Origin of the sequence: Pedobacter psychroterrae, assembly GCF_004331695.1 — a bacterium.
Classification (GTDB): Bacteria; Bacteroidota; Bacteroidia; order Sphingobacteriales; family Sphingobacteriaceae; genus Pedobacter; species Pedobacter psychroterrae.
Map to the genome: position 1 here is coordinate 26,535 of NZ_SJSL01000009.1, position 19,914 is coordinate 46,448.

The 19,914-nt window shown below is 42.1% G+C and carries 13 protein-coding genes; 10 read left to right on the forward strand and 3 right to left on the reverse strand.

The window, feature by feature from the left end; all coding sequences use genetic code 11:
- The first annotated feature begins 9 nt into the window (after positions 1-9).
- The 10 genes from EZ437_RS19920 (at position 10) to EZ437_RS19965 (ending at position 17,286) form a co-directional block, all read left to right on the forward strand.
- On the forward strand, positions 10-2,316 hold the full coding sequence (locus EZ437_RS19920) for a TonB-dependent receptor domain-containing protein (RefSeq protein WP_131597857.1): 2,307 nt from the start codon (positions 10-12) through the stop codon (positions 2,314-2,316).
- Between the two features lie 2 nt (positions 2,317-2,318).
- Positions 2,319-3,602 carry a sialidase family protein gene (locus tag EZ437_RS19925; protein ID WP_131597858.1) on the forward strand — a complete coding sequence of 428 codons (1,284 nt, stop codon included), beginning with the start codon at positions 2,319-2,321 and terminating at the stop codon, positions 3,600-3,602.
- A gap of 26 nt (positions 3,603-3,628) precedes the next feature.
- On the forward strand, positions 3,629-4,072 hold the full coding sequence (locus EZ437_RS19930; RefSeq protein WP_131597860.1) for a hypothetical protein: 444 nt from the start codon (positions 3,629-3,631) through the stop codon (positions 4,070-4,072).
- Positions 4,073-4,155: 83 nt separating this feature from the next.
- Positions 4,156-7,089: a DEAD/DEAH box helicase gene (locus EZ437_RS19935; RefSeq protein WP_131597862.1), complete on the forward strand. Its 2,934-nt coding sequence runs from the start codon at positions 4,156-4,158 to the stop codon at positions 7,087-7,089.
- A gap of 68 nt (positions 7,090-7,157) precedes the next feature.
- Positions 7,158-8,333 carry a Pycsar system effector family protein gene (locus EZ437_RS19940; RefSeq protein ID WP_131597864.1) on the forward strand — a complete coding sequence of 392 codons (1,176 nt, stop codon included), beginning with the start codon at positions 7,158-7,160 and terminating at the stop codon, positions 8,331-8,333.
- Positions 8,334-8,340: 7 nt separating this feature from the next.
- Positions 8,341-10,311 (forward strand): polyphosphate kinase 1, encoded by a 1,971-nt coding sequence (ppk1, locus tag EZ437_RS19945; protein WP_131597866.1) that lies wholly within the window; start codon positions 8,341-8,343, stop codon positions 10,309-10,311.
- Positions 10,308-11,180, forward strand: coding sequence for an SdiA-regulated domain-containing protein (locus tag EZ437_RS19950; RefSeq protein WP_225869636.1), 873 nt, complete (start codon positions 10,308-10,310; stop codon positions 11,178-11,180). Before ppk1 ends, EZ437_RS19950 begins: the two co-directional genes overlap by 4 nt.
- Positions 11,161-12,291, forward strand: a complete 1,131-nt coding sequence (locus tag EZ437_RS19955; protein WP_131597868.1) for a metallophosphoesterase — start codon at positions 11,161-11,163, stop codon at positions 12,289-12,291. Before EZ437_RS19950 ends, EZ437_RS19955 begins: the two co-directional genes overlap by 20 nt.
- A 28-nt stretch (positions 12,292-12,319) precedes the next feature.
- Positions 12,320-14,680: a GAF domain-containing protein gene (locus EZ437_RS19960; RefSeq protein WP_131597869.1), complete on the forward strand. Its 2,361-nt coding sequence runs from the start codon at positions 12,320-12,322 to the stop codon at positions 14,678-14,680.
- Between the two features lie 8 nt (positions 14,681-14,688).
- The gene (locus EZ437_RS19965) at positions 14,689-17,286 is read left to right on the forward strand and encodes a BamA/TamA family outer membrane protein (protein WP_131597871.1); all 2,598 of its coding nucleotides are present in this window, start codon (positions 14,689-14,691) and stop codon (positions 17,284-17,286) included.
- Positions 17,287-17,449: 163 nt separating this feature from the next.
- Here EZ437_RS19965 and EZ437_RS19970 read toward each other — a convergent pair whose 3' ends face one another.
- The 3 genes from EZ437_RS19970 to thiH form a co-directional block, all read right to left on the reverse strand.
- Positions 17,450-18,295, reverse strand: coding sequence for a CvfB family protein (locus tag EZ437_RS19970; protein WP_131597873.1), 846 nt, complete (start codon positions 18,293-18,295; stop codon positions 17,450-17,452).
- A gap of 131 nt (positions 18,296-18,426) precedes the next feature.
- Positions 18,427-18,678 carry a hypothetical protein gene (locus tag EZ437_RS19975; protein WP_131597875.1) on the reverse strand — a complete coding sequence of 84 codons (252 nt, stop codon included), beginning with the start codon at positions 18,676-18,678 and terminating at the stop codon, positions 18,427-18,429.
- 118 nt (positions 18,679-18,796) lie between these two features.
- Positions 18,797-19,909 (reverse strand): 2-iminoacetate synthase ThiH, encoded by a 1,113-nt coding sequence (gene thiH / locus EZ437_RS19980; RefSeq protein ID WP_131597877.1) that lies wholly within the window; start codon positions 19,907-19,909, stop codon positions 18,797-18,799.
- Positions 19,910-19,914 lie beyond the last annotated feature (5 nt).

Genomic DNA, 19,914 nt, shown 5'->3' on the forward strand with positions numbered 1-19,914 from the left:
ATTTTATCGATGAACCTATACAGGTATCTAATACTTTCTATAGGGCTATTGTGCTGCCATGAGCAGGGCATTGCCCAAATAAAGGCTGTAACAGGCTATATTTATGATTCACAGACCAGGCAGCCAATTGCTGGTGTGATATTAAGCAGCATGGCGGACAAACAAATCGGTCTGTCAGATGCGAGAGGTTATTTTGAGATTAGTGCTGATCAGCCTGAACATCAGGTAAAGGCACTAATGGTTGGCTATAAAACACAGGTTATTAAGATCAGGAAAACGGAAAGCAGCCTGAACGTTCAGCTTGATGCGGATGCCTTAAATCTTAATGAAGTGAAGATAGCTGGTTATAACGAAAACAAGACGATCAGGGAGAGTGCCGGTTCCGTATCGGTGATTACTTCAAAAGACCTCAGCAGGGGGAGTGCGGTTTCTCTGCAGCCGGCACTTAACGGTATTCCGGGAGTACGGATGGATCAAAGTACGCTTTCTGAAGCACGCATTTCCATTCGCGGAAATGGTGTCCGTGCTGCTTATGGCATCAGAAATGTAAAGATCTATGTCAATGAAATCCCCGTAACGGAAGCTGACGGAACTACCAGGATAGAAGCACTTGATGTAAACAGTATTGGTCGCGCTGAAGTGATCAAAGGACCTGCTTCCAGTATTTACGGTGCAGGTACAGGGGGGGTGATCAACTTCCAGATGCAGCGTTCGCCATATCAGGAGCAAAGTATCGAAGCTTCAGGATTGGCTGGTGCCTATGGCCTGCACAGGCTGGCTACGACATACCGGAATGGTGGTGATAAAGTGAACAGCTATGTATCTTACGGATGGCAGGAGTATGAGGGCTATCGCCAGCATAGCAAGGACATGCGCAGGTTCCTGACGGGTAATTTTCAGCTGTTCCCTAGTGACAGGCGCATCATTACTTTATTGCTGAACAGGACTACTCAATATTCCCAGATTCCGGGTTCGCTAACCCTTGATCAGGTACAGGCCGATCCTTTGCAGGCCAATGCCACCAATCTGGATAAGGCAGCCGGGAGGTACCAGACCTGGACAAGGATCGGACTTGGTCAGCAATACCACTTCAATGATCAGTTTTCTAACAGTACCAGCGTATTCACTTATTTCTACGACCTGAACCATCCGCTTCCTTATGCCTATATCCGTAACTTTTACCAAAGCTATGGGGGGAGGACAAAATTCAGCTATGATCCTGAATTTGGTATTTTACCGACCCGTTTTACAGTCGGCGCTGAATTTAATGAAGGCCTGACAAAGGGCGCCCAGTATGTCAACAACAAAGGTACAGAAGGGGCGATGAATGCAAATGTTGATTACCGCAATACCAATTATTCCCTCTTTTACCAATCGGAAACATCATTGGGTTCCAAAACCACGCTTACGTTAGGTTTAAGCTATAATAGCCTGAATTATGATGTAAAGGATTATCTTAAAACCAACCAGACAGGTGTGAAAAAGTTTAATCCACAGGCCAGTCCACGCATTGCACTGAGCCATAATTTCAGCGAAGCGCTGAGTCTGCATACCAGTGTAAGTTCAGGGTTCTCACCTCCGTCCAGTTCAGAAGTCAAGAATGTAGATGGGTCTATCAATCCCATGCTTCAGGCTGAAAAGGGCTGGAACTACGAAATGAACGCTAAAGGAAACCTGTTTAAATCACGCTTGGCCTATGATCTGGCTGTATTTAAGCTGGATATGAAAGGGGAGCTCATTGCACAGTCTGTGCAGCAGGGAATTACCATTTACAATAATTCAGGCAAGACAAGTCACGATGGTGCAGAACTGGCCCTCTCGTACCAGCTTTTCAGAGAAGGCGACCGGCATGAAATCATCAATCTGCGTCCTTTCGCAGCGGTTACTTATTCTGATTTTAAATTTAAGGATTACAAAACGCTGAACGCACAGGGTGTGATTACCGCCACCTACGACGACAACAAACTGACCGGTGTAGCGCCCTGGGTAGTAAATGCGGGGATTGATCTGGAAACCAGGACAGGTGTTTATTTTTATGGCAATTATTTCTTCAGTGATAAATTGCCGCTGAATGATGCAAATTCTGCATATAATGGTTCTTATCAGGTATTGAATGCTAAAATTGGCTATAAAAGACAATTTGCAAAATGCCTGGAGGCGAATGTATATGCCGGGCTGGATAACATCCTGAATGAAAGCTACAGCTCGATAGTATCATTGAACGCAGTTGGGTTCAACGGTGCACAATCTCCCTTTTATAGTCCTTCCCCTAGAAGAAATGGTTACGGGGGCTTAAATCTTAAATATATATTTTAACTATGAAACGTTTATTCATTTTGCTAATGGTAGTCGTGGTATTTTTGACCGAATGCAGGACAGAGAAAACTGAGTCTCAGGTACTGATAAGTGCTGCGGGATCATTTGCTGCGGCACCTTATTTTACCAATGATCATCAAGGGAATGCTGTGCTCTGCTGGACAGAACAGGATAGTAAAGATTCCCTGTTCCGCTTAAAATACGCTGTTTACGATGCGCAAACCAATACGTTTAATCAAACAGTTACTGTTCCCGCTTCGGCGGGCAGCAGCAACTCTGCTGAAAGCATGGGCAAGATAGCATTTAAGTCTGATGGCACCATTGTCGCCCTTTTTTCGAAGCGTTTTCCTGAGGAAAAAAATCCTTTTGCGGGTGCGATCTATTACAGTAGCTCTGATGATGCAGGAAAAACATGGTCTGAAGCACAATATCTTCATTCCGATACCGCTCATGCTTATGGGCGCAGTTTTTTTGATTTAGCGGTTTTAAAAGACGGAGAACTTGCAGCTGTGTGGCTGGACGGCAGGTATGCAAAGGAAATCAAAGGTTCAGCCCTGTTTTTTGCACGTACAGAAAAAGGCAAAGGCTTTGGATTGGACACTTGTTTGGAGAAAGGAACCTGCGAGTGTTGCCGTACAGACCTTTTTACAGATAAAGATGGCAACCTGCACCTAGCCTATAGGAACATCATGTATCCTTCTGCACTTTCAGGTAAACAGGTGAGAGATATGGTATACAAGCTTTCCAAAGACAATGGAAAACACTTTAGTGCGCCAAAGACCATCAGCAACGATAACTGGGAAATAGAAGGATGCCCGCATTCCGGGCCGTCAATGGCCCGTACAGCAGGAGGTATCTGCGCCTTGTGGTTTACGGCTGGCGGAGGTGCTGGTTTGTATTATACAGCATCAAAAGCACTTGGTGGTGAGTTTAACCGCAGAAAGCTTTTCAGCGCTTCGGGTAGACATCCTCAGATGATAGCACTTAAAGATGGTTCACTGGCCATGGTGTTTGAAGAATTGGCGGCTGCAGCGCCTGAGCACAGCATGAAAATGGACCATTCCAAAGGAAGCATGAAGATGAACCATGGACCGTCAGCTTCTGCTAAGGTGGTCCTCGAAATTGTATCCGGTGGCGAGCTCAAAGAATCAGTGAAACTGACAAATGGTGACCTTTCGGATAACCATGCTGTGTTGACCGAGACCGGGGAGGGACTGCTTGTCGCCTGGGTCAGAGAAGGACATAACGGATCTGAAATCTATTGTACATTGGTAAAACCTTTATAAAAGTGATTTATTATAATTTTATACGGATGAAAAAAATAACAGGAATAGTACTATTAGCAGTATTCACTGCTTGTCAGCAAGGAACTGACTATAAAGTTGTGCGCAACGATGTGATGAAATTTCATGATATTGTAATGGCTGATCACGGGACTATTATTAGCAATCAGATGAAGCTGGACACACTTTTAAAAGATATAAAGGTATTAAAGGAAGCATTTCCTGAGGTCGATACACTGAAAGAGCGGGCAGCAATGACTGCGCTTAAATTTGAACTTGTAAAAGCTGAGGATGTGATGAATAACTGGATGCACCAGTTTGAACCCGATGTCTCCGGCAAATCAAATGAAGAGGCTGTAAAGTATTTTGAAGCTGAAAAAAAGAAGATAGCGGATATTGACAGTATTTATAAACAGGAGATCAAAATTTCGCGTGAATACCTCCTTAAATTCAGAAAACCGCTGCGCAACTGATGAAGGATATGGAGATTCTCCTTAGAACGCATGGAGAGTTTCGTTATCTTTAGCAGCCGCAATAGATTGCCGATAAAGATTCAATGAACGATAAAGAAGAACGAAATTCAGGGAAACTGGACTTGACCAGGTTAAATGCCGTTTTAAAGGCTGATAAAACAGCTAATTTACCTTCCAAAAATAGCGTTGCTTTTACAAAAATGGTGCTGATATTGAGTCAGCACCGTTTTTATCGTCATCTTGTAATCGAGCTCGCTGAAGCTGAACTGGCCCAAAACGGCAAACTTAAAAATCCGATCAGGTTCATTGATCCCCTGGATATGGTTTGGAAGACAGACAGGCAGGAAGAGCTGAAGTTCTACACCGGGGTTTCACGGTTTAAAAACAATTACTCTGAAAGCCGGGCAGCATCTGATCTGGATGCACTGAAAGCAATTGTACGCAATCCCTTGCACATGGAAGTTTATCTGCACGATGAAAAAATCGCTTCCAGTATTACTGCGAGCTCAATTTTTCCAGCTAAAATGGAATCATTGATGCCTGACCTCATTCTTGCTGTAAATGAAAAAGCAGATCATTTTGAGGTGTCAGGTAAATTGATCCTGGAAGACCGTTCTTACGGCCTGGAGAGCATAAGGTTGAGGTATAATTACTTTATCCAGGTTAAAAACCATCTCTACCTGATTGATAATCCCTATTTTTTGAGCATCATTGATTTCTTTAAGTTTCAGAATGATACCATTGTTCTGGAAAGATCTGAATATGAAGCTTTTTATGAAAGTGTACTTTCGGTACTGGAGGAAAGGATCAAAATCAACTATTCTTATCTGAAAAGGGCTACGAAAAAGCAGATCATAGAACAGGGCTTTGACCTTGACAATGAGCTGATCCTTTACCTTTCAGAATCGGAAGATTTTGTATTGCTCACGCCGGTGATGAAGTATGGCAGTCTGGAGATTCCTGTAATTTCACAGAAACAGATCAGATCGAAGGACAAGTTGGGCAAAATGTTTACGCTGGCGCGTGACGAAGAAAGCGAATTGCAGTTCATCACTTTCATTGCAAAAATGCATCCTCAGTTCATAGAGCAGATGGAAGAATTTCCTGAGCAAAAGCATGCCGATTGTTTTTACCTGCACCGGAAGTATTTCCTGGATTCAGCGTGGTTTTTAGATGCATTTGAAGCCTGGCGAAGTAAGGGAATTGCAATACTGGGATTCAATGAGTTGAAAAATAATCATGTAAACCCTTATAAAGCAGAGATCTCTATCGTTGTAAACAGTGGGATGGACTGGTTTGAAACCGCCATTAAGGTTAAGTTCAACAAAGAAACTGTTGCCTTGAAACATTTGCATAAATCTATCCGCAACAAAAGCAAGTTCGTACAGCTGGATGATGGTACTATGGGTATGCTGCCTGATGAATGGATTGAAAAGTTTACCGCATATTTTGGTGCCGGGGAGCTGGTGGAAGAGAAGATCCGGACAGCAAACATCAATTACAGTACAGTGGAAGAACTGTATGATGAGGAAGTGCTGGACGAGCAGGTAAGAGACAGGCTGACACAGTATAGATCTAAACTCAATGCTTTTAAAGAGATCGAAGCCATTGATGTTCCGGCAGGATTGAATGCAGAATTAAGAGGCTACCAGAAGGAAGGGCTGAACTGGCTGAATTTTTTAGATCAGTTTAATTTCGGGGCTTGCCTGGCCGATGATATGGGACTGGGAAAGACCGTACAGATCATCGCTTTTATCCTGAGCCAACGCAACAAATCAGCACACAATACCAACCTGGTTGTCGTGCCCGCTTCATTGATTTTCAACTGGCAGAAGGAGGTGGAGAAATTTGCTCCTTCTATAAAAGTCCGCACAATTTATGGTGCTGACAGGGCTAAAGTAGTGCATGATTTTGACCAGTATGAGATTATCCTTACTTCTTATGGAACCCTGCTGGCTGATATCCGCTTCCTGAAGGATTACCGGTTCAACTATGTCTTTTTAGATGAATCGCAGACGATTAAAAATCCGGATTCACAGCGATATAAGACTGTTCGGATGTTGCAATCCCGTAATAAAGTGGTGCTGACAGGTACACCAATAGAAAATAATACTTTTGACCTGTATGGACAGTTGTCCTTTGCCTGTCCTGGTTTGCTGGGCAACAGGCAATACTTTAAGCAAATCTATTCTGTGCCGATCGACCAGTTTAAAGACAGCAGGAGAGCTGCTGAACTTCAAAGGAGGATCAATCCCTTTATTTTAAGGAGAACAAAGGAGCAGGTAGCCAAAGAACTCCCTGACAAGACTGAAATGGTCATTTACTGTGAGATGGGTGAACAGCAGCGGGAGGTGTATGACAGTGCAAGAGAAGAGATCCGGGATTTTCTGATGGGAAGATCTGAAGATGAACTGGCTAAAAGCAGCATGCATGTTTTGAGGGGCATTACCAAACTGAGGCAAATTTGCAATTCACCTGCTTTATTGAGCAACGAGCGGTTTTATGGCAATGCTTCGGCCAAAATGGATGTCCTGATGGAACAGATTGAAAGCAAATCCCCCCATCATAAAATTCTTATCTTTTCTCAGTTTGTGACCATGTTGGATCTGATCAGGGAAGCGCTTCATGTCAGAGACATACGTTATGAGTACCTGACCGGGCAAACACGAAACCGGAAAGCTGTAGTAGAATCTTTTCAAAATAATCCGGAGATCCGCATTTTTCTGATCAGTCTTAAAGCAGGAGGGATAGGCTTAAACCTTACGCAGGCAGATTATGTATACCTGGTAGATCCATGGTGGAATCCTGCAGTGGAGAACCAGGCAATTGACAGGGCATACCGGATAGGTCAGGAGAAAAAAGTCATGGCGGTACGCCTGATTTGTCCGGATACGATAGAAGAAAAGATCGTGGCTATGCAGGAGTCTAAAAAAGAACTGGCAGGTGACCTGATCAGGACAGAAGCATCAATTTTTAAAACGCTAAATAAGAAAGATCTGTTGGGATTATTTGATTGACAGAATAAAACCCTCATATTTATACCTAACATAATTCTATCAACTTCAAAACAATAATTGTAAGACGAATGCACTATCGGGAAATATTAGATCAGCTCAGAACCCATGTCGCACAACTGTTTCATTCCAGTTGTGATGAGCGGTTTATCTACCACAATCTGGACCATACCGAACAAGTAGTCGAGAACGTGGTTAATATTGCGAACCACTATCAGCTGTCTGATCAGGACTTTTTTATCGTTGTGGCAGCCAGCTGGTTTCATGATATAGGATATCTGTTCGATTGCGGGCGGCATGAGGCTAAAGGAGTGGATTTGGCAGTTGCCTTTCTGGAAGAGCATAACGTTGATACGGATGTTGTCGCTAAGGTAAAAGGCTGTATCCTGGCTACCATGATGCCCCAGAGGCCGGAAGGATTATTGCAGCAGATCGTCTGCGATGCAGATCTGTTCCATTTGGGAAGCAGCAGCTTTAAGGAGCGAAACAAGTTGATGAGAAAGGAAGTAGAGGCTTTTTCCAATCATAAAATAGATAAGGATGACTGGAACAGGAAAACAATCAGTCTGTTTATGGCACATCATTTTCATACCGAATATTGCCAGACATTGCTCAACTCAACGAAGGCCATCAACCTGGCCCGACTTGAGGAAAATCTCTTAAACCAACCAACAGTGGATATCATAAAAAAAGAAGGAAAAGAAAAGAAAAATTCAAAACCCGAACGCGGTGTTGAAACGATGTTCAGAGTTACCTCTACCAACCACCAGCGGCTGAGTGATATGGCTGATAACAAGGCGCACATCATGATTTCTACCAATTCAATCATACTTTCTGTAATATTGAGTTTACTACTTCGTAAGCTGGAGGACAATCCACATCTCATTATACCAACACTACTACTGCTGATCATTTGCGTGGTGACAATGGTTTTTTCCATTCTGGCTACCAGGCCCTCTATTCCTAAAGGTATCTTTACCAATGAGGATATTCAGGAAAAAAGGGTTAACTTATTGTTCTTCGGCAATTTTTATAGAATGAGCCTGCCCGAATATGAAAATGGAATGAATAAACTAATGGATGACAGTGATTTCCTGTATGGTAGCTTAATCAAAGATATATACTCACAAGGGGTAGTCCTGGGTAGAAAATACCGGCTTCTTAGGGTAGCTTACAATGTATTTATGTTTGGTATTGTAGCTGCGGTGCTTGCTTTTATCATTGCTTCTTTTCTCGTAGCCATGTAAATTAACCATGGAAAAATCTGTTTTCTTTAACAGGGACCTAAGTTGGCTTGGATTTAATGGTCGTGTACTTCTGGAGGCTGCCAAAGATGCTGTTCCCGTTCTGGAGCGGGTTAAGTTTTTGTCTATCTATTCTTCAAATCTTGATGAGTTTTACAGGGTCAGAATGCCTGTACTGATGGCTGTTGATGAAGGCAATGCAGGAAATGAGGAGGCTGGTAATTATCGGCTTGCCCGGGAAGAGATCAACCGGCAGCAGCAGACATTTGGTGAGATCATCTCTGGCCAGATCCTGCCTCTTTTGGCCAGTCAGGACGTTCACTGGATTTATAATAAACCCATTCCGGAGCTAATATCTGCTAAGGTTTCTGAACTTTTTTTTAATGAAATACTTGCGCATGTTTATGCGGTAAGCGCTACAGGCCTTAACAGTTTTTTTGCGGAAAACAATAAACTGTACCAGGCGGTTATTTTAAAAGACGTACAAGGAAATGAACGGCTGGAGTTGGTCAATGTTCCTTCTGATGTGATCGCACGTTTTTATTCAATTATGGAAGGTGCTGTCCAATACGTTGTTTTTCTGGAAGACATTATAAAGCATAATATCCAGTATCTGTTTCCTGAAGACTCGGTGGTGAATGTTTTTAATCTTAAAATAACAAGGGATGCAGCGTTAAACACAGATTATAACAATCAGGATGATGTTGCTGTTGCTTTAGAGCAGCAACTCGAAAACCGTGACTTTGGCCTTGCTACCCGTTTTTTGTGCGAACCGGGTATACCGCTCAGGCATCTTTATAGCATGATCTACTCACTTAAACTACAGGGAGCAGCTATAGTAGATGGAGGAAAGTATCATAATCTGAAAGATTTGGCCAGTTTCCCGCTTAATGGATCTAAAGTCAGCTATCCTAAATGGTCAGCTGCATCTTCTGTTATGGTACCTGAAAATGAAACACTTTTTGATGTCATTCAAAAAAAGGACATTCTTCTCAATGTTCCTTATCAGCGTTATGATCCTGTACTCCGTTTTTTTAATGAGGCTGCTACTGATGCCTTTGTACTGGAAATCTACGCCACATTGTACCGTGTCGCTCACAATTCCAGGATTGTAAGCGCCCTGATAACTGCTGCCAGAAATGGAAAAAAGGTTGTGGTTATGGTAGAGCTAAAAGCCAGATTTGATGAGGCCAATAATATAAAATGGGCTAAGCAGATGAAAGCTGCCGGTGTGAAGGTGATCTATAGTAACATAGACCTTAAAGTACATGCAAAAGTTGCACTTGTAAAGAGAAGGATAGATCTGCGAGAGGAATACCTTGGGTTATTTGCCACAGGAAACCTGAATGAAACCACAGCCAGGTTTTACACAGATCATATTTTGTTGACTTCGCATCAGTCCATGCTTAAAGAGCTGGAGGCATTGTTTGGTTTTCTGAGCAAGAATAAGAAGGTACCTTCTTTTGAAGATCTGATAGACTTCAAACATCTGCTTGTGTCGCAGTTTAATCTGCAGGATCGTTTCATCGAACTTATCCAGCGGGAAATTGACCATTCAAAACAGGGTTTGCCGGCGGGAATAACCATAAAGCTCAATAACCTGGAAGAGAAAGTCTTGATTAGAAAGCTTTACGAGGCATCACAGGCAGGAGTTAGGGTCAGGTTAATCGTAAGGGGTATATGCTGTCTTGTTCCGGGACTAAAAGGTATAAGTGAGGGTATTACTGTGACCCGCATTGTAGACCGGTACCTGGAACACGGAAGAATATTTATATTTGAGAATGCCGGAAGCCCGGATCTACTGATGGGTTCGGCCGACTGGATGAACCGCAATATTTACAGCAGGATAGAGGTTTGCTTTCCTGTTTATGATCCTGTTTTAAAAAGTACCATCATGGAATTGATAAACTTACAGCTAGGGGCCAAAGCCCAGGAATCCATTTATCTATTTTTGCAAAAGAAACTTAACGAGGTATTATGAAGAGATCTTACAGTGCATGCATACCTATCCTGATGGCAGGGTTTACTGTTTTATCATGTGGCCATCCGAAGAACAAGTACACGAGTCCGGAGGGATATGATTTTACCAAGGCAGATAAGTTCAATATGCCCTCGAGTCTGCTGGAAATATCGGGCATAGCCTTTAATGAAAGCAATAGTGATACCGTTTACAGTGTTCAGGATGAAAATGGAAAGCTATTTAGGCAGCAATGGGATGTCAAGAAGCAGAAGAACACCAAATTTGCGCCAAATGATGATTTTGAAGATATCTCTATCATGCATCAAAAGGTTTTTATACTCAATAGCAATGGATCTGTCTATTCCTTTCCTTTGAGTGAATCGCTAAAAAAAGAAACAGATCAGGTTAAAGAAGCTAAACACATTGTGCCCAAGGGTGAGTACGAAGGGATGTTTGCTGATGCGGAAACCAATAAGGTTTACATCATATGTAAGAGTTGTCCGGTAGACAAGAAAGCGAAAACTGTTACAGGTTACATATTTGACTATGGCGCTGTGGCGGACAGCCTCATTTCCATCGATACTTTTAAGCTTGATTTGAAACAGCTAAAAGTAGTCAATGCCAAGCTAAAAACCAGCTTCAGCGCCTCAGCGCTTGCCAGGAATTTGAAAACCAATGAATGGTATGTGCTTTCTTCGGCCAACAAGCTATTGGTGGTTACCGATGCCCAATGGAATATAAAGACCGCACACCGCTTAAATTCATCCGTATTTAACCAGCCCGAAGGCATTGCATTTGACAAGGAACAGAATCTTTTTATATCTAATGAAGGAGATGAAGTAACAGATGGTAACATCCTAAAATTCAAATATGTTCATAAACAGAAATAGCCCCTATAAAGCGCTGATCTTTTTATTGTTGCTTTTGACAGGAGCGGTGTCAGGTTATTGCCAGGAGCGGTATTTGGATTCTGTCGTATCCAGGACCATCCTGATCGGTGATGCAGGTGAAATGGATATGCAGCAGGATGGGGTGATCCAGCATGCGGTAAAGCGTGTCATCGCTGGTAAGACCAATGTCTTTTACCTGGGGGATAATATTTACCCGCGAGGGATGGGCTTGCCGGGAAGTAAAGAGGAACAGCAGACTAAAGACATCATTACTTCTCAATATAAACCTTTCAGGGCGGCAGATGTGCCTGTATATTTTATTCCCGGCAATCACGACTGGGACAAAAGTGGTCCGCTGGGCCTGGCAAAGATTAAAAGGCAAGGGGCATTTTTGAAAGAGCAGAACGATAGATCGCTGGCATTAGTACCCGCTGAAGGCTGTCCCGGGCCTATTGAAATTCCACTAGCGCGAAACATGGTGGTGATTGCCTTTGACAGTGAGTGGTGGCTTTACCCGTATAATAAAACAAATGAAGCAGGAGTATGTGAATGTAACACTAAAGAGGAAATGCTATCTAAGCTTAAATTACTTCTGGAGAAAAATAAACACAAAATGATCCTGCTGGCTTCTCATCATCCTTTCCAGACCTACGGCTCCCATGGTGGGTATTATTCTTTTAAGGATCATGTATTTCCACTCACGTCATTAAAAAAAGGGCTTTATATCCCTTTGCCTGTAATCGGTTCACTTTATCCTTTGATGCGTACAGTTTTTGCCAATCCGGAAGATATGGGTCATAAGCTATACAAGGAAATGGTGAGCCGCGTAGACAGTGTCTTTGCAGGATTTCCTAACATGGTCCATGTAGCCGGTCATGATCACGGTCTGCAGTTCATAAAATCTGGACAAACCCAGGTAGTCAGTGGCTCAGGTGCTAAGCATAATTACGTTAAAAAAGGAAAAAATGCTTTGTATGCATCTACACTGCCAGGCTATGTTGTTGCAGATCAATTGATAAATAATTACGTTCGTTTTACTTATTATGCAAATACGGGTAGTACCTTTGAACAGGTTTTTACCTATATTAAAGAATTTAAGCCAGGTCTTTAAAATACAAGGCAATAAACAGATTAAAAAGATGCAGTCAATAACGCTAGATTTAAATAATGATATTAACGGATACGGAGTTCATCCTGTCAGTGCTAATATTAAATTTTCTTTAAATCCGTTTATTGAATATGTGCAGCAAAAAGCTGCTGCTGAAAAGACTGCCAAGGTAAATTTTTATCGTTATATTCTTGAGCAGTTTAATCAGTATCCTGAATTAAAGTTTCCGATTGCCCCGGAGAATACTAAAAAATATACGGCGCTGTTTGAACTTATCTACACATCATTATCGCCGATTATCAATGAGGAAAAGCAGCACTATTGGGCTATAGGAACGCCTGTGTCACCATTTTTTCACTATGGCACAGATGCTTTTTACAATGTTTTTCTGGAATCATCCAAAAACATCTTTAAGACCAATCTTGGGTTGCCATCTAAAAGGGAGATGGACAAGAGTCTTTTGTCTGCATTTTATAACCTGATCACTGAAAGGTTTTATAACTTCTCACTGGCCGGTAGCCGTTTTATTGTTAAATCAATTGTTGATCCCGAAACGCACCTGCTCAAATATTACAGACTAAACGTAGATACCCGGTTTTTAAACATAACTGCCAAAGTAAAACTTCCGGAATATAACCTTAAGGACGTAAAGGATTATATAAAGGATGAAAGAAATACACTGAAAATCCTGACAAAGTTGATACCGCCGGAAGTATTTGAGATAGAAGGCATGTCTATCGTGACGCTGGTAGATGTTACCGCAGAATACGCACTGGAGACAGTTAAAAACATTGTTATCGAACACAGTGAATCACAGCAGGGCGAACAAACTAAGGATATTTATACGGCACTAAAAACACTTGTAGGTACCGATCAGGTCGATTTTGGCATGCTCCCGTATATCAGGGTGAATAAAAAACTAATGATCAACGATCAATCCGGATTTCAAAGTGTCATTGTCCAGCTTGCAAAGGAAAAAGGGATGACTGAAGAAGAGTATGCCGCATTGATAGAAGATTATCTCGACAATCCCCGGACTTTGATATTTCCAGAGATTACAGCGGAGGAGGATGCAAATTATCCGATGTTAAAACTGCTGGTAGAAGTAGGAATCAGATCATATGCACTTTTTCCACTGTATTACAACGCCAGGCTTGTGGGTTGCCTGGAGCTGTATACTACAGATCAAAGCCAGTTTAACGGCAATACAATTACCAAAATTGAAGCTGCTTTTCCGTTGCTGGCCCAGCTATTTCAAAACATCATCATAGAGTTCAATAATGATATCCAGGATGTTATTACAGACAAGTTTACCGCTTTGCAGCCTGCTATACAATGGCGCTTTAATGAGGCCGCATATAATTATTTACAGTCTGGAGCCAGAGACCGAAACCTTCCTGTAGAGCCTATTTTTTTTAGGAATGTCTATCCTTTTTACGGTGCTGTTGATATCAGGAATTCCAGCGTACAGCGTAATGCGGCGATACGAAAGGATTTATATACACATTTCGAAATTCTGGAAAGTACCATCACAGCTATAAAAGGTAAAATCTCCCTATGCAAAGAAAATGAAATTCCTCACGAAGAGGCCATATGGAACTATAAAGACCTGGATGAACTTTCTGACAGGGAGATTCTCAAAACTGAGGATTATTTACAGCGCCAGATTCCTGCTTCTTTACATAATTTGAAGTCGGCACATCCTGAATTGTCTGCTATTGTTGATAGTTATTTTAAGCTTACCAGTCATCAGGGAAAGGTATTTGAGAACCGTGACCGCTATGAAAAGAGCATGCAGATGATCAATGTAGCAGTTACAAGGCATTTGGACGAATTTAACCTGGAACTTCAAAATATCTATCCCAATTATTTTGAGAAATTCAGAACTGACGGTGTAGAGTTTGACATCTACTTAGGCCATTCAATAGCGCCTCAGATCAAATTTACGGATGATCTGTTGAGCAAATTCAGATTGAAGCAGTTGCGCGTAATGGCAGAAATTGCACAAACTACCAATAATCTTGGTCCTTATTTTTCATTGCCTTTAGAAACCACACAGCTTATTTTTGTATATGATAAGCCCATTGATGTAAGTTTCAGGATAGATGAACAGAGATTTGATGTAGAGGGCAGTTACAACATCAGGTACCAGATGGTTAAAAAACGGATCGATAAGGCGCATATTAAGCATACAACTGAGCGATTGACCCAGCCTGGTAAAATATCAATAGTTTATTTCAATAGTTCTGAAGCTAAAGAGTATCTTGGATATATTAAAAAGCTTCAAAGCCAAAAGCTACTGAACAACGACCTGGAGTATCTTGATATTGAGGAATTACAGGGGGTGGAGGGTTTAAAAGCACTCCGGGTTGGTGTAACCCTGAAAAGATAATCAACGATATGAATCCTTTAAAAAGCCTGTTAAGCCTTTGCCTGATGATCTTTCTGGTCAATATTGCCGCTGCTCAAAAGGTGGTTCCCGGCGACTCTGTTACCGTAGCAGCGGGACCTGAATATGATAAAGTAGGCGGTTTTCACCGGTTTTTTCTTGGAGAGAGTTATCGGAAAATATGGGCTACCCCGGTTAAAATGCGGGTTATCGACCTTAAAACAGAGAAAGGTGGATTAAAAATCGTAAAGCTTGGGGGTGGCATGCAGACTCGCTCATTAAGGCTGGTAGATCCCACTGGAAAAGAATGGGCTTTGCGTACCATACAAAAATATCCCGAAAGGGGCCTTCCCGAAAAATTGAGACCTACTATCGCTAAAGACATTGTTCAGGACCAGGTATCTACCAATCATCCTTATGCAGCCTTAATTGTTCCAATACTGGCGGATGCCCTGGCTATTCCCAATGCTAAACCTGAAATCGTTTATATAGCTGATGATGCGGGGCTAGGGGAGTACAGAAAAGATTTTTCAAATGCAGCATACCTGCTTGAACCGCGTTCGCCATTTGAAGAGGAAACGGATAATACGCTCAAAGTACAACGGAAAATACAGGAAGACAATGACACAAAAGCAGATCAGAAGCTAACATTGAGATCGAGGCTGCTGGATTTTGTACTTGGCGATTGGGACAGGCACGAGGACAATTGGCGCTGGCTGGCAAAAAAGGAGAAGGGAGAAACAACCTATATTCCTGTGCCACGCGACAGAGACAAGGTGTTTTATAAAACATCAGGTGTATTCCCCTGGGTGCTCAATCACCAATGGTTAAAATCTCATTTGCAGCCCTACAGTGAGACCATACGGGATGTGAATCACTGGAATTTTAACGAACGGTATTTTGACCGGTATTTTCTAAATGAACTCAGTGAGCAGGATTGGAGAGCGGAAATTACGTTTGTGCAGAGCAAACTGAGCAATGAAGTTATTTCAAGTGCCTTTAAAAAGATACCGGATACCATCTTTAAACTTAGCGGGGCTGAGCTGATCAGAAATGTTACCTCAAGACGGGACAAGCTAGAAGGACTGGCAATTCAGTATTACAGGTTCCTTTCTATAAATGTGGATGTTCCTGCTTCTGATAAGAAGGAGTTTTTTGAGGTGATAAATAAGGAAAATGGTGATGTGGGCATTAAGGTATATAACATCAATAAAGAAGGGAAAAACGGACGCCTTGTATACAGCCGTACTTTTAGTCCTGATGTAACCAAAGAAGTGAGACTGTACGGAATGGCCGGTGAGGATGTGTTTAATGTGGAAGGAAATAGCGTTTCAAAGATAAAGCTGAGGATGATCGGGGGGGCAGATCCGGATAAATTCGATATTACTCCCGGGATTACTAATAAACCATTTATATACGACCGGGCGGACGAAGCTAACAGCCTCCCGTCCCGTGCGGAGGCCAGGCTTAGGCTGGCCAAAGATACTGCTGTCAATTATTTTAATAAAAATGCTTTTCTCTATGACAGATCAGGCATTCTCTTTAATATTAATTACAACATAGATCAGGGGTTGCAGCTGGCAGGAGGATATTTGATAGAAAAGCAGGGTTTTAGAAAGGAACCTTACGCATCCAAACATGAATTTTGGGCGAATTATTCAACGGGTCGCCAGTCCTTTATTCTCGATTACCTTGCCGATTTTAAGAAAGCTGTTGGCAATAATGACCTCACCGTACATGCCAATCTGCTCGGCCCTAATAACCTCAGCAATTTCTTTGGCCTGGGCAATAATACTGAATTTATCGACCTCGACCTGGATGATGATGAAGAGGAATTGCTTGACAGGGAAGAGGGCATCTCTTATTATAGAAACCGCTATGATTATTTAAATATCGATGTAAAATTAAGCAGAAAACTCAGTAATCGATTAAAGCTGGAGGGCGGAGTGCTTGCTTCTTACTATACCAGCAGTTACGACGGCAATGATGAGCGGTTCTTCAACAATTATAATGCTGCGAATCCCGGTGAGCAAATCTTTGACGATAAGTATTATGGCGGATTGGTAGCAGGCTGGACATTCGACAGCAGGGACAATGTTGCCATACCGACAAAAGGTCTTTATTGGAAGACATCATTTATCGCCCAACAGCGCATTGACCAGACCAGTGACCGCTACGGTTCTTTGTTCTCCGATTTCCGCTTTTATATCAATCCATCAAAAGGAGGCCTTACTATAGCCAACAGGATCGGTGCAGGAACCACAGTGGGGTCACCTGCTTTTTTTCAGCGGATGCAATTGGGTGGTGTAAACAGTTTAAGGGGGTTTAACAGTAAACGGTTTACCGGTACCTCGATGGCCTATCACAACATGGATCTGAGACTTAAACTCTTCAATTTCACCTCATACCTTGTTCCAGGCACTGTTGGTATGATCGGCTTTAATGATATAGGCCGTGTTTGGGAAAAAGGAGAATCATCCGGCAGATGGCATCACGGTTATGGAGGAGGATTGTATGTAATGCCCGGAGAGGTAATTTTAGTTCAAGCTTCCGTTGGATTCTCAAAAGAAGCAACAATGCCCTATTTCTCTATCGGCTTCAACTTCTAATATTCAGCGTTCAGTACACAAAATTAGCGCTCACTACTCAAAACACCCATCATACTTTACCACCCAACTTCCTTAAAATATGCCTTCTGTGAAAGGACATAGGGAATTGCGCGCTTCTTTCTTCAGCGTGCAAGATCCAGTCCTTGAATAGAACGGCTTATTTTTACTCTGCATCCTGATCCACATACAATCTGATCTCATGATCAGAAATCGTAATCAGCCTATCTTTGTAAAGTCCGCCAATTACCTTTTTGAAAGCATTCTTGCTGATTTTAAAGCGGTCATAAATATCGTCAGGAGCGCTTTTATCTCCCAAAGAAATCACACCGCCACTTTCTTTCAACTCGGCCAGTAACGAGTCTTTGGTGTCCAGAATATGGCCATATCCCATTGGTTGCAGACTAAGGTCGATCTTGCCGCCTACACGGACCTTTTTTATCCAGCCTTTTCTCTGATCTCCTGGATTAAGGATGTCAAACAACTCATTGGTGTACAACAAGCCAATGTATTTATTGTCTATGATGGCATTATAGCCCATGTCTGACCTATCCACTATTAAAAGGCTCACTTCATCACCTTCTTCCAGGTCAATGTCTTCCTCCTCTACAAAATTAAGTAGTTTAGATGAAGCCAGCATGCGGTCATTACTCTCATCCAGATAAACATATACCACATGATGGTCGCCCTTAAACATCGGTCTTTTTTGTTCCCGGCCGGGGACATATATGTCTTTATCAATGCCAATGTTTACATAAGCACCGTCTTCATTGTCATCCACCACAGTCAGATAAGCAAAATCTCCTACACAGGCCAGAGGTCTTTTTGAAGTGCCCACGAGCCTGTTGTCTTTGTGCATGTAAACAAAGACATTAATGTTTTCCCCTACCTCTGCATTTTTCGGAACCTCTATATAGGGCAGTAAAACTTCTTTTTCACCATCCGTTAAAATAAGACCTGTATCGGTCTTTTTTATTATCCTTAAATCGTTGTATTGCCCTATCGCTATCATGTTGTGTTGGTTTGAAAGTTGCTGACTGAAATGGACAATATCAAACATCCATTCAGTCAGCAACTTCTTTTATTTCTGCAAAGGTAGCAATCTGATCTTCAATATCTCTATCAATTGCTTGGTTTGATATTTTAGATATTGCTAAGTGTTCCTGGCTCTATACCAAAGTATCGTTCTATAATTATTCCAACCTCATACGGTATCATCTCTTTACTGTCTAGTAATATATTTCTGTAGTTGGTCAGGGTGTTCCTGGATTTCCCAATAAGTTCAGGCAATTCCTTAAGTGCCTGCAGATACTTGTGATAAGGCTGGTTGATTAGCAAATCATCTAGTTTGTACTTTTTAGCCAATCCTTTTGATGATTGATGTTTTTTTCTCATTTTAAGTTAGTTTATTGAATAATTACTAAATTTTTCGCAAAACTACTACACAAATGAGTTTTACCACTACATTTTTTACATAAATATTTATATTATTTCTAGCTAAATCATTTTATATCTATAATAGAACTGCATCCCAGTCTTTCCATACCGGTTCGTAACTCTGATTGCTGATCATGGAAACTATCTCCTCCGTGGTCCTTTCATCAGATATTTCAAATTGCTCCAGAGAGGCCGGCTCAACTGCATATCCGCCTGGATTTGTTTTGGAACCCGCACTCATAGCAGTAATTCCAAGTTTGATTATGTTATTTCTGAAGTCCATGGATTCCCGTGTAGAGATCGATAGCTCTACTTCCTCGTTAAACAATCTGTAGGCACAAATCAGCTGCACCAGTTCTCTGTCGTTCATCACTACTTTAGGTTCCAGTCCGCCGCTAAACGGCCGCAACCGCGGAAAGGAAATGCTGTATTTACTTTTCCAATACTGTTTTTCCAGGTAGCTAAGGTGCAGGGCCGTATAGAATGAATCTGTGCGCCAGTCTTCGAGACCTATCAGTACTCCCAAGCCGATTTTATGGACACCTGCTTTGCCCAACCTGTCGGGAGTTTCCAGTCTGTAGTGGAAATTGGATTTTTTACCCTTTGGGTGATGTTTTTTATAATCTTCCTCATGATAGGTTTCCTGGTAAACGAGAACAGTATTCAGGCCCTCAGCACGCAATTCCTGATAATCACTCTGGTCTAATGGCTGTACTTCCATCGAGATCTGTGAAAAGTGCGGCCTTATCAATTGAAGTACCATTTTAAAGTAGTCAGTATGTACGGACTGATTGGCTTCTCCAGTCACCAGCAGGACATGGTCATAGCCCATTTCCTTCAGAACAACTACTTCCTGCATGATCTCCATTGGGGACAGTGTCTTACGCTTTACTTTGTTGTCGTAACTGAAACCGCAATACGTACAGATATTGTTGCATTCGTTGGAGAGATACAGCGGAATATATAGCTGAATTACCTTTCCAAACCGCTTTAAAGTCAACTGCTGACTGATCTGTGCCATTTGCTCCAGATAAGGGGCAGCGGCAGGGGAGATGAGGGCCTTGAAATCCTCCAGTGTCCGTTTATTGGCGGCCAATGCACGTTCTACATCTGCACTTGTTTTATTGTAGATGCTGTCACTTGTTTCTTTCCAGTCACACGTTTCAAAAATATCATTAAAGCTGCTCATAGGCT